The 9989-nt window shown below is 63.7% G+C and carries 8 protein-coding genes, 1 other RNA gene and 1 pseudogene; 3 read left to right on the plus strand and 7 right to left on the minus strand.

The window, feature by feature from the left end; all coding sequences use genetic code 11:
* Positions 1-27: 27 nt before the first annotated feature.
* Positions 28-534 (minus strand): thioesterase family protein, encoded by a 507-nt coding sequence (locus tag EOA78_RS20130; RefSeq protein ID WP_127316649.1) that lies wholly within the window; start codon positions 532-534, stop codon positions 28-30.
* Positions 535-632: 98 nt separating this feature from the next.
* On the opposite strand from EOA78_RS20130, the gene EOA78_RS20135 reads away from it, so the two are divergent.
* Together EOA78_RS20135 and EOA78_RS20140 are read left to right on the plus strand one after the other, a co-directional pair.
* On the plus strand, positions 633-2045 hold the full coding sequence (locus EOA78_RS20135; RefSeq protein ID WP_127316650.1) for an FAD-linked oxidase C-terminal domain-containing protein: 1413 nt from the start codon (positions 633-635) through the stop codon (positions 2043-2045).
* A 94-nt stretch (positions 2046-2139) separates the two neighbouring features.
* Positions 2140-6198, plus strand: a complete 4059-nt coding sequence (locus EOA78_RS20140) for an AsmA-like C-terminal region-containing protein (RefSeq protein WP_127316651.1) — start codon at positions 2140-2142, stop codon at positions 6196-6198.
* A gap of 6 nt (positions 6199-6204) precedes the next feature.
* On the opposite strand, the gene EOA78_RS20145 is transcribed toward EOA78_RS20140, so the two are convergent.
* From EOA78_RS20145 to EOA78_RS20160, 4 genes are all read right to left on the minus strand, one after another.
* Positions 6205-6432, minus strand: a complete 228-nt coding sequence (locus EOA78_RS20145) for a ribbon-helix-helix domain-containing protein (RefSeq protein WP_127316652.1) — start codon at positions 6430-6432, stop codon at positions 6205-6207.
* A gap of 20 nt (positions 6433-6452) precedes the next feature.
* Positions 6453-6698 (minus strand): DUF4169 family protein, encoded by a 246-nt coding sequence (locus EOA78_RS20150; protein WP_065010281.1) that lies wholly within the window; start codon positions 6696-6698, stop codon positions 6453-6455.
* 18 nt (positions 6699-6716) lie between these two features.
* A complete protein-coding gene (locus tag EOA78_RS20155; RefSeq protein ID WP_127316653.1) occupies positions 6717-7247 on the minus strand; it encodes an SspB family protein in 531 nt (176 codons plus the stop codon).
* A gap of 118 nt (positions 7248-7365) precedes the next feature.
* A complete protein-coding gene (locus EOA78_RS20160) occupies positions 7366-8055 on the minus strand; it encodes a TetR/AcrR family transcriptional regulator (protein WP_127316654.1) in 690 nt (229 codons plus the stop codon).
* Between the two features lie 164 nt (positions 8056-8219).
* Between EOA78_RS20160 and EOA78_RS20165 the strand changes: the two genes are divergently transcribed.
* The gene (locus tag EOA78_RS20165; protein ID WP_127316655.1) at positions 8220-9446 is read left to right on the plus strand and encodes a multidrug effflux MFS transporter; all 1227 of its coding nucleotides are present in this window, start codon (positions 8220-8222) and stop codon (positions 9444-9446) included.
* A gap of 47 nt (positions 9447-9493) precedes the next feature.
* Here EOA78_RS20165 and EOA78_RS37115 read toward each other — a convergent pair.
* Together EOA78_RS37115 and ssrA are read right to left on the minus strand one after the other, a co-directional pair.
* Positions 9494-9685, minus strand: a pseudogene (locus EOA78_RS37115) (AAA family ATPase); the annotation flags it as partial.
* 99 nt (positions 9686-9784) lie between these two features.
* Positions 9785-9989, minus strand: a transfer-messenger RNA (tmRNA) gene (gene ssrA / locus EOA78_RS20175); the annotation flags it as partial.

Below are 9989 nucleotides of genomic sequence, written 5' to 3' on the forward strand. Positions count from 1 at the left end.
CTTGTTCACGTTAAAACCTTGGTAAGGTTAACGGCGGTCGGACTGCGGTTCAAGCGTCTTGCGACGAATACCGATCGAACGGCCGGCGCGCTCAGGCATCGGCAGCGTGGCATGGGCGGCGCGCATGGTTTCCACCTTGGCCAGAACATCGGCCGGGAAGGGCGCCACCTTCGGGCCGGACATGTCGACATGCAGCGACAGCGATTCGGACGTGGCGGCGAGCCAACCGTCGACATGACGAATTTCCTGGTAGGCCCTGAGCCGCTTGTCGTCATGATCGAGGAGCTGGAAGGAGACGGTGACCTTGTGGTCGAGGTGCAGTTCCTGCACGTAGCAGACATGGACTTCCGCCGTGTAGATGGTCAGCCGCCGCTGCTTCACGTAGTCCAGCCCCATCCCCATCATCTCGAACGCTTCGTCGGAACAGCGGTCGAACAGCACGTTGTAATAGGCCATGTTGAGATGACCGTTATAGTCAATCCAGTCCTTCTCGATGTCCATGGGAGGAGAGACGAAGGGGGCGGGGGTGGACATCGAAAACTTCCTTCTGGCTGGACAGAGCATGGTCGGTGAGACTACCCATCCATAAGTCCATAACAAGGATGGACGCTGGTCCATTCGCGGAGGAATAGATGGCTCTGAGCGACCTCAATCCGGTCGAGCGCAATGAAGAAGGGATCGCCGCGGTGCTCGGCATCCTCAAGCAGCGGCTGGGCGAGCGATTCCAGACCGGCGAGGCGATCCGCGCCCAGCATGCGCATACGACCACCTACATTCCGACCCAGGCGCCGGATGGCGTGGCGTTTCCGGAGACGACGGCGGAGGTGCAGGAGATCGTGTCGGCCTGCGCCGCGCACCGCGTGCCGGTGATCGCCTTTGGCGTCGGCTCATCGCTGGAAGGCCACACCAACGCGCCGGGCGGCGGCATCTCTGTCGATACGTCGCGGATGAACCGCATCCTCGCGGTCAACCCGCAGGATCTCGACTGCACGGTCGAGCCCGGCGTGACGCGCGAGGATCTCAACCGGCACTTGCGCGACACCGGCCTGTTCTTTCCGATCGATCCGGGCGCCAATGCATCGCTCGGCGGCATGGCGGCGACGCGGGCGTCGGGCACCAATGCGGTGCGCTACGGCACGATGCGCGAGAATGTGTTGTCGCTGACGGCGGTGATGGCCGACGGCGAGACGGTGACGACCGGCAAACGCGCGAAAAAGAGCTCGGCCGGCTATGATCTGACGCGGCTGCTGATCGGCTCGGAGGGTACGCTTGGCATCATCACCCAGCTGACCCTGAAGCTGCAGGGCATTCCGCAGGCGATTTCCGGCGGCGTCTGCCCGTTTCCCAGCGTCGAGGCGGCCTGCAATGCGGTGATTGCGACAATCCAGATGGGCATTCCGGTGGCGCGCATCGAACTGGTCAATGCGCTGCAGATGCGGGCGATGAAGAGCTATTCGAAACTCGACTACCCGGAAAGCCCATGCCTGTTCGTTGAATTCCACGGCAGTGATGCCGGCGTTGCCGAACAGGCCGAGACTTTCGGCGTGATCGCCGAAGAATATGGCGGCGGACCATTCCTGTGGACCAGCGTCGCCGAGGAACGGACAAAGCTGTGGAAGGCCAGGCACGACGCCTATTGGTCGTCGCTGACGCTGCGGCCTGGCGCCAAGGGGCTGTCGACCGACGTCTGCGTCCCGATCTCGCGCTTTGCCGAATGCGTCACGCAAACCGAGGCCGATATCGCCGAGATGGGGTTGATCGCGCCGATCGTCGGCCATGCCGGCGACGGCAATTTCCATGTGCTGGTGCTGATGGACGTGGACGATCCGAAGGAAATCGCCGCAACGGAAGAGTTCGTCGCGCGGCTGAATATGCGGGCGATCGGCATGGACGGAACCTGCACCGGCGAGCACGGCATCGGACAAGGCAAGGTCGGCTTCCTGCGCCATGAACTCGGCCACAGCGTCGACATCATGCGCACGATCAAGCAGGCGCTCGATCCGCTGAATATTATGAACCCTGGGAAGATACTGCCCGCCGACTAGAGCTTTTTGCTCTTGGGGCGATCGATTTGCCTCTTTATCGACACGCGGATGCGGATAGAGTGCGGCTGATTTTTCAATCAACTGCTCGGAGCTCATGCTCGCACGCCTGTTCGTGATCTTCGGTGGCTTTTTCGTGCTGGTGCTGTGTGCGGCGCTGGTGGTGCCGTATTTTATCGACTGGACGGGCTACCGTGCCGATTTCGAGCGCGAGGCAAGCGCCATTCTGGGCCGCAAGGTAACCGTTCAGGGCGATGCGACGGCGAAATTGCTGCCGTTTCCGTCGGTGACCTTCTCGAACGTCACTGTTGCCGGCGGCCCCGGCGGCCAGCCGGCAATGACCGTCGAGACCTTTTCGATGGATGCGGAACTGGCGCCCTTCCTGAGCGGGGAAGTTCTGATCTTCGACATGCGGCTGGTGCGGCCGAAGGCGACGATTGACATTGCCGCCGACGGCACGGTCGACTGGGCGATACGCCCGTCGTCGCCCTTCGATCCCAGCCAGATCTCGATCGAGAAGCTGACGGTGACGGACGGAGAGATCGCGCTGCGCCATGCCGCCGGCGGGCGCAGCCATCTCCTTTCCGACATCAATTCGACGATCTCTGCCAAATCGCTGGCCGGACCTTGGCGGATGGATGGTTCGCTGCGGCTCGACGGTCTGCGCAGCATGGTCGTCGCCTCCACCAGCAAGGCCGGCAGCGACGGGCAGATGCGGCTCAGGCTCAAGGCCGATCCGGACGCCTATCCGCTGGTCATCGAAGCCGACGGCAATGCCGGCATCGTCAACGGCGCCGCCATCTATTCGGGCCAGTTCAAGGTCGCAAGTTCCGACAAGAATGGTGCCGACAAGAATTCGGCGCAGCTTCAAGGTACCGACGGTGAGATGATGGAGGCCAGCGCAGGCAAGCCGGAGCCGGGGTTCAGGCTGAACGGCAAGTTTTCGCTCGACCACCAGAAACTTGGGGTCGACGAATTCCGCTTCGAGACCGGGCCTCTCGACAATCCATACACCGCCGACGGCAAGGCTGCCGTCGAGCTTGGGCCGAACCCAAGCTTTTCGATCGAGGCCGATGGCGCTCAGGTACAGTTCGATGAAGCCGTCGGCGCCGCGGCCGGCGCCGGACTGACGCTGTCGGCGCGTGTCGCGGCGCTGGAGCAGACTCTGCTCGAGCTGCCCAAGCCGACCATACCGGGCACCGTCGAGGTGAAGCTGCCGGCGGTGGTGGCCGGCGACACGACGGTTCGCGACGTACGCCTTTCCGCTGAGCCGGCCGATGCTGGCTGGTCAGTGAAGTCGCTGGCCGCAACACTGCCCGGCCGTGCCAGGCTGGAAGCAAATGGCATGCTCAGCGTCGAGGATCATTTCGGCTTCACCGGTTCGCTGCTTCTGGCGGTGGCGCAGCCTTCCGGCTTTGCCGCCTGGCTGTCGAGGGATGTCGACGAAGCGATCCGCAGGCTGCCGGCCGCCGGCTTCAAGGCCAAGGTCGACCTGACCGGAAAGCGCCAGGCCTTCAGCGACCTCGAACTCGTTCTCGGCAAGGCGAAATTTTCCGGTCGCATTGATTCCAGCCAGCCCGACGAGGCCAGGCCGTCGGTGCTGATGCGGCTCGAAGGTGGCGAACTCGATGTCGACGGCCTCGCCGCCTTCGCCTCGATCTTCATCAGCGACAAGGGGGCCAACCGTTTTTCCGACCGCGACCTCGATTTCCAGATCAAGGCCGGACCGGTCAGTGCCGGCGGGCTGACCGCCGATACGGTCGATACGGCGCTCAGGCTGCGCGACGGTTTGCTCGAAATCGACCGGCTCTCGGTTGGCGGGCTTGCCGGCGCCTCGATCAGCGCCACCGGCCGGATCAAGGATTTCCCGGTGAGCCCGACCGGCAAGCTCGATGCCTCCGTAGTCGCCGTCGACCTCAAGCCGTTGGTCGATGTCGCGGCGCAGCACTATCCTGACAATGCCGTGCTGAAGGGGTTGGCGGGGCGTGCGGCGGCCTATCCCGAGCTGTTCCAGGATGCGCGCGTCGATCTGGTGACGAGTGCCGCCGCCAACGGCGATGGCACGACAGGCCTGGCAGTCAGCGCGCAAGGCAGGGCCGGCGGTTCGGCGTTTTCGGCGTCGCTGTCCGGCAAAGGGGTGGCCGACCGGCTTCTCGAGGCGCCGGTGTCGCTAACCTTCAACGCCAGGAACACCGACGCCACCGCACTTCTGGCGCTTTACGGCCTGCCGGCGCTGCCACTCGGCATGCTTGGCGAGGCGACCACCGATGTCTCGGCAGAAGGCACGCTTGGCGGCGGCATGGCGACGAGCTTCAACCTCATCGGCAACGACTTCAAGGCCGGTTTCGACGGGACGATCGCGGGCACGCCACAAGGCCCCACCGCCAAGGGCAAGGTCAGTCTGGAAGCCGCCGACATCGAGCCGTGGCTGATGACGACAGGCGTCGGCTTGCCGGGCATGGGGACAGGCATGTCGACGTGGCTTGCGGCCGACGCCGATTTCGGCAACGGCCTTCTGGTGCTATCCGGCCTCAGCGGCGCCATCAACGAGGCGGCGGTTTCCGGTGACGTCAATTTCGACGTCAAGGACGGGCTGCCGCATCTTGCCGGCGCGCTGGTGCTCGATGAGCTGGATCTCGACCCGATGGCGGTGGCATTGTTTGGCGACCAGGCCTTTCTGGGCGCGGGCAGGGCTTGGCCGACCGCCCCGTTCAGCCAGAAGTCCAGCCTGCCGTTCACCGCCGAGCTCGACCTGACAACGGCGTCGCTGGTCGCCGGCCCGCTGGCCACGGCCTATGACGCGGCGCTTTCGCTGAAGCTCGACCAGGAAGGCATCCGCGTTTCTGACCTCAAGGCAAAGTTCGCCGGCGGTGCGCTTTCCGGACTGTTCGAGCTGAAGAACACTGACGGCACCGGGCTTTTCTCCGGGCAGATGAAACTTGCCGGCGCCGATCTGGCCACCGTACTGCCACAGGCCGGCATCAGCGGAAGCGGCGATTTCTCGGCGACGCTCTCGACCAGCGGCAAATCGGTCGATGCGATGGTTGCGGCGCTGTCCGGTTCCGGCACGGCGGCGCTAAAGGGCTTGACCATTGCCGGCGTCAATCCCGAGGCCTTTGGCGCCTTCATCGCCAAGGCCGACGCGATCGGGCGCGATATCGATGCGGCAAAGACTGCCCGCTTCGCGCCGCAGATCGCCGCGGACGGCAGTTTTCCGGCTGGGGATATCGACATCGCCTTCACAATCGCCGGTGGCACGCTGAGGGCACCGCCGGTCAATCTTGAAAATCCGGCGGCGAAGCTGTCCGCCGACATCACGGCGGACCTGAACGCCAGCACGGTCGCCGCCAGCGGTTCGATCACTTATCGGCCCGGCGACGAAGCGCTGGTCGGCTCCGATCCGACTGTGAATTTCAGCGTCGACGGGCCGTTCGGCGCCGCGAAGCGGCAATTCGACAGTGAGCCGCTGGCGCAGTTCCTGACCCAGCGCGCGCTGGAAAAGGAACAGCAGCGGGTCGAGGCCATGCAGGCGGCACTGCTTGAAAAACAGCGGCTGCGGCGCGAGGTGCGTTATTACGCGGCCCTGCAAGCCGAGCGTGAGAGGGCAGCCGAAGAATTGCGCAAGCAGCAGGAGGCGGCGCGGCTGCAAGCCGAGGCAGATGCCAGGGCAAAGGCTGAAGCCGAGGCAAAGGCTCGAGCCGAAGCGGAGGCGAAGGCCAAAGCGGATGCGCAGGCGCGGGCTGAAGCCGAGGCTAAAGCCAAGGCCGAGGCGCAGGCCAGGGCTGAAGCGGAGGCCAGAGCCAAGGCGGATGCACAGGCGAAGGCTGAAGCGGAGGTCAAAGCCAAGGCGGATGCTGAGGCCAAGGCCAAGGCGGATGCCGAAACGAGAGCCAGGGCGGCGCAACAAGCGGCGGACGAGGTGGCGAAGGCCGAAGAGCAGCGACGCCGGAAGGCGGAAGAGGCGATGCGGATCGCCGCGGAACTAAAGGCAAAGCTCGACGCAGAGCGCAGGGCCGCCGCTGAGCAGGCGCAGAAAATCGAGCGCGCGCCTCAGCCGCCGGCCAATGACAACCCGCCGCCACCAGAATCCGCGCCAAAACCCCAGCTCGAACCTTCGTCGATCGACAACCTGCTGAAGTCGCTGGGCGGCGGATAGCTCCACCTAGACTGGTTTCATCTTTCGCTTCGCCCAATCCAAGACGTAGAGCCTGAGCGCCGAGGACAGGTTGGCATCGCGCGGCCGGGCCTCGTCGATTTCGGCGACGAGGGCGGCGAGCGTCAGTTTGCGCGCGGCCGCGATGGCGACGAGGTCGTCGAAAAACGGCTTTTCGAGCGAATAGCTGGTGCGATGGCCGCGAATGGTCACCGAGCGTTTCTCGACCGGGCTCACCGGACGTGACTCATTTCACTTCAAGCATCGGATTTATCCGAAAACCGCGGCGCACTTTTCGGTCCGATACCTGGGGAATCCGGATCGCCCGAGGCTTCGCGGCGATGGCCGGCGACAAACTTTTCTGCCTTGTCGGCGATCAGACGGTCACGCTCCCGGTCGGCCTTGGAACGGCCGTGCAGCGTCCGGTTCTGTTCGGCCAGGCGCCCCTTCTCGGCTCGTGCCTTCTGCTTGCGGGCCTGGCGGAGATTGACGATGTCGGCCATGTCGCGCGGCCCGTCGGATCACTTCTTGCGGAAGGCGTCGAGCGACACCACTTCGGCGCCTTTTGCGGCGTCGGCCGCGGCAGGCTTCTTTTCAGCCTCTGCGGTCTTCTTCTTCTCAGGCTTTTTCTCGGCGACGACGGCCAGCGGTTCGGAAGCGGGCTGGCCGCCCAGTTCCTCTTCTGCCGAGGTCTCCGTCTTCACGTCGAACTCGAGCTCGAAATTGACGGACGGGTCGTAAAAGCCGCGCACGGCCGAGAACGGGATTTCCAGCTTTTCCGGCACGTCGGAGAAAGACAGCCCGACTTCGAAGCCGGTGTCGGTCACCTTCAGGTCCCAATACTGGAACTGGATGACGATGGTCATCTGTTCGGGATAGCGCTCGCGCAAGCGGGAAGATACGCGCACGCCCGGGGCGCCGGTCAGGAAAGTGATGAAGAAATGATGGTTGCCGGGAAGGCCGGTGCGCGCGACCTCGGCCAGGACCTTGCGCATGACGCCGCGCAATGCCTCCTGGGCCAGAATGTCGTAGCGGATGTGGTCGTCGGCCATGTGGCTGTCGGGTTCCGTTGAATCGTCCGCATAGCTGTAATCAAGCTTGAGCGCGGCGTAAACCGGATATAGACGCCGGCAGCGCAGATGCGAGAGGGCATGCCTCAGATTTGATCGCTCAGGCGCCAGCGAGCGCGCTGTGCTTTTGCGCGTCGGCCGCCGGCTGCCGCTTGCCGAAGGCGCGCAGGAAGGTGCGCACGCCATGTGTCGCCGATTGCAGCACCTCGTCATCGGTAGGCGTGCCGCCAAGCATGAAGGTGGTCTGCAATTCGGCATTGGCAAGGGCGAGGAACTGGCGCGCCGCGACATCGGGGTCCTTGATGTCGAGGAAACCGGCATGGGCGAGGCGGGCGAAACGGGCGGCGATCGCCGGCCATGTCCTGCCCGGTCCCTGTTCGCGCCATTCGGCAAAGAGCTCGGGATAGCGCTCGCCCTCGGTCTGGATCAGCTTGCGCAGGAATTTTCCGTCGCGGTTGCAGATACAGTTGCGGTTCATGCGCACAGCAAAAGCGATCAGATCGGCCTCGAGATCCTTCGGCTGGTCCGGAAAGGTGGAAATGGTGGCGAAGATGCCGGCATTGCAGCGCTCGGTGAGGTCGCGGACGATGGCTACGAAGAGTTTCTCCTTGTCGCCATGGTGGTTGTAGATCGTCTGGCGCGAAACGCCGGCCTCGGCGGCAATCATGTCGATATTGGCGCCGGCGAAGCTTTCGCGGCAGAACACCTCGCCGGCAGCGTCCATGATGGAGGCGCGCTTGGCCTCATGACCGCGTGGCGGGATGCTGTCAGGAGAGACGTCGTGCTTCATGAAAAACTATATAGAGGTGATTGACGAATTAGACAAGAGTGTCTAAATTTATGGACTTATCAAAAGGAATTTCCCTCCGCAGGAAGTCGGAATTTCACGGCATGGAACGTCCTAGGATTATGCGCCGGTCGGCGGCCAATCAGATTTGAAAGAAGCCTGCTATCATGAGTCCCCGATTCCTCCGCATCGCGATCGTGCTCGGCCTGTTGACCGCCATTGGTCCGTTTGCCATCGACATGTATCTTCCGGCGCTGCCTTCGATCGGCGCGGATCTGCAGGCCAGCACCGCTGCCGTGCAGATGAGTTTGCTGATCTTCTTCCTGTCCATGGGGTTTGGCCAGATTGTCGTCGGACCGATCTCCGACATGGTCGGACGAAAGCTGCCGCTCTATGGCGGCCTCGCACTGTTCATGGTCGGCGGCATCGGCTCGGCGCTCGCTCCCTCGATCGAATGGCTGATTGCCTTCCGTTTCCTGCAAGGGCTCGGCGCCAGCGCAGGCATGGCGGTGCCGCGCGCCATCGTGCGTGACCTGCACACCGGCACCGACGCTGCCAAGCTGATGTCGCTCTTGATGCTGGTGTTTTCGGTGTCGCCGATCCTGGCGCCGCTGACCGGTAGCGTCATCATCGAGAATTTCGGCTGGCGTGCCGTGTTCTGGACGGTAACGGGTGGGGCGGTGCTTGCCACCATCCTGCTGGCGACCTCGCTCAAGGAGACGCGGCCGGTCGAGGCGCGTGCAGGCAGTTCGTTCGGCACCGCGCTCACGGCCTATCGCTTCCTGATGGGCGACCGCAACTTCCTTGGCCTGGCGTCAATCGGCGGCTTCGGGATCGCGAGCTTCTTCGTCTATCTGTCGAGCTCCTCCTTCATCCTGATCGACCATTACGGGCTGTCGCCGTCGGTCTATAGCGTGTTCTTCTCGATCAATGCGGTCGCCTTCATCGGCATGTCGCAGTTGACGGGGGTGCTGTCCGAACGGTTCGGGCTAAGGCCGGTGGTGCGGGTCGCGGTGGTCGGCTATGCGACGACGATGGTAGTGCTGTTCGCGGTGATGGCGTCCGGCGTCGACCGGCTCGACGTGATGGCGGTGCTGCTGTTCGTCGGCTACGGGTTCCTCGGCCTGGTGATCCCGACGACTTCGGTGCTGGCCATGGAGGAGCATGGCGCAATCGCCGGCACGGCCTCGGCGCTGATGGGCACGCTGCACTTCGCCATCGGTGCGGTCGCCATGGGCATCGCCGGCGTGTTCTTCGACGGCACGCCGCTGCCGATGGTGGCCGGCATCACGCTTTGCGCGGTGATCTCCTTCACGCTGGCCAAGGTGACGCTTGGCCGTGGGCGGGAGGTTGTCAAGCGCCTGCGGAGTAGATTCTTTCCAGCGAGGGCATGAAATGAAAAGGCCGGGTCAGTCCCGGCCTTTTTCACGTCTGGCTCAAGCTGCAAGCCTGCCTTGGCGAAGATAAATCGCAGTCGCGCCTCGACGGCGCCAAGGGCGGCATTCCTGACGTGGTCGGGCACCGGCAGGCCAGTGAGGCGTAGATAACCAAGAGTGTCCGGCACGCCGCGATCGAAGAAGACGGGGCCGTTCTGTTCGAGGGCGGCTCGATAGGAGCGCAGCTCCCAGGACAGCAAGACAGCGTCGCGAAGGGGCATAGCGCAAGAAGCGCGGCCAGCAAGCCTGCTGCCGTCATCGTGTCGAAGGGGGAGAGGTGGAATCGAAGGGGGAGAAGTGGAGGTTTCTGTTGCCAGGTACCTCCGAACCCCGCCTAGAAGTGCGAACCGCTAGGGCTTGAATTGAAGCTATCGCACCGCTTACGCGGCGAGACGTGCTTCCGCATAGTTGTCGTTGGCAACTATAAGTTTAGCCCGATAACGGTGGTACAATGCCGGGCAAAAGTACGATCTTTACACCTTCGTCGATCCTATTTCGCCC

This window comes from Mesorhizobium sp. M5C.F.Cr.IN.023.01.1.1 (assembly GCF_003997585.1).
GTDB classification, from domain to species: Bacteria; Pseudomonadota; Alphaproteobacteria; order Rhizobiales; family Rhizobiaceae; genus Mesorhizobium; species Mesorhizobium wenxiniae.

What these genes read in the sequence shown, in the direction of transcription:
- EOA78_RS20130 (WP_127316649.1), bottom strand. Translation starts at nt 534, where the DNA reads ATGTCCACCCCCGCCCCCTTCGTCTCTCCTCCCATGGACATCGAGAAG.
- EOA78_RS20135 (WP_127316650.1), top strand. Translation starts at nt 633, where the DNA reads ATGGCTCTGAGCGACCTCAATCCGGTCGAGCGCAATGAAGAAGGGATC.
- EOA78_RS20140 (WP_127316651.1), top strand. Translation starts at nt 2,140, where the DNA reads ATGCTCGCACGCCTGTTCGTGATCTTCGGTGGCTTTTTCGTGCTGGTG.
- EOA78_RS20150 (WP_065010281.1), bottom strand. Translation starts at nt 6,698, where the DNA reads ATGGCCGACATCGTCAATCTCCGCCAGGCCCGCAAGCAGAAGGCACGA.
- EOA78_RS20155 (WP_127316653.1), bottom strand. Translation starts at nt 7,247, where the DNA reads ATGGCCGACGACCACATCCGCTACGACATTCTGGCCCAGGAGGCATTG.
- EOA78_RS20160 (WP_127316654.1), bottom strand. Translation starts at nt 8,055, where the DNA reads ATGAAGCACGACGTCTCTCCTGACAGCATCCCGCCACGCGGTCATGAG.
- EOA78_RS20165 (WP_127316655.1), top strand. Translation starts at nt 8,220, where the DNA reads ATGAGTCCCCGATTCCTCCGCATCGCGATCGTGCTCGGCCTGTTGACC.